Source organism: Pseudarthrobacter sp. AL07, assembly GCF_029960665.1.
Classification (GTDB): domain Bacteria; phylum Actinomycetota; class Actinomycetes; order Actinomycetales; family Micrococcaceae; genus Arthrobacter.
Window position 1 is genome coordinate 1 of the sequence record NZ_JASBRB010000084.1, and the last position, 813, is coordinate 813.

An 813-nucleotide genomic window follows, 5' to 3' on the forward strand; every position below is an offset into this window, starting at 1 on the left:
CTGGGCGAGGACGTCCCGGTGGACCCCCAGGAACTCTTCCGGCACGTGTTCTCGGTGCCCACACCACAGCTGAAGGAGCAGTCGGCCATGTTGGCCGACGAACTTGCCCGCGAAGCGTCATCTGAGGAGTCGCCGAAATGAGTCCGACCATCACCACCTCGTCCGAGGCCAACGGCAACGTCAGCGCAGCAACGGCCCGGGCGGCAGCGTCCGCCGCTTCTGTGGCTGAAGCTTCCGGGCCGCAGGCCGTCACCATGGCCAAGGCTCTCAACACGGCCCTGGCGGATGCCATGCACGCGGATCCGTCCGTCCTGGTGTTCGGCGAGGACGTGGGCCTCCTCGGCGGGGTCTTCCGCATCACAGACGGGCTCACGAAGACGTTCGGGGAGCAGCGCTGCTTCGATACCCCGCTGGCCGAGTCCGGCATTGTGGGCATGGCTGTGGGGATGGCCATGAACGGGATGCGGCCGGTGGTGGAGATGCAGTTCGATGCGTTTGCGTATCCGGCGTTCCAGCAGATCGTCAGCCACGTGGCCAAGATGCACAACCGCACCAGGGGCACCGTGAAACTGCCCATGGTGATCCGGGTTCCCTACGCCGGCGGGATCGGGGGAGTGGAGCACCACTGCGACTCCTCCGAGTCCTACTACGCCCACACCGCCGGCCTGAAGGTATTCACCCCCGCCACCGTGGCCGACTCGTACCGGATGTTGCGGGAAGCCATCGATTCGGATGACCCCGTCATGTTTATGGAGCCGAAGAAGCTCTACTGGTCCAAAGACCTGGTGGATCTTGAGGATCTGCGGGCGCAGC

The 813-nt window shown here is 65.2% G+C and carries 2 pseudogenes; both read left to right on the plus strand.

Going from position 1 to position 813, the window contains the following annotated elements:
- Positions 1–141: pseudogene (locus QK290_RS18500) on the plus strand (pyruvate dehydrogenase (acetyl-transferring) E1 component subunit alpha); the annotation flags it as partial.
- Positions 138–813, plus strand: a pseudogene (locus QK290_RS18505) (alpha-ketoacid dehydrogenase subunit beta); the annotation flags it as partial. The pseudogenes QK290_RS18500 and QK290_RS18505, both read left to right, overlap by 4 nt.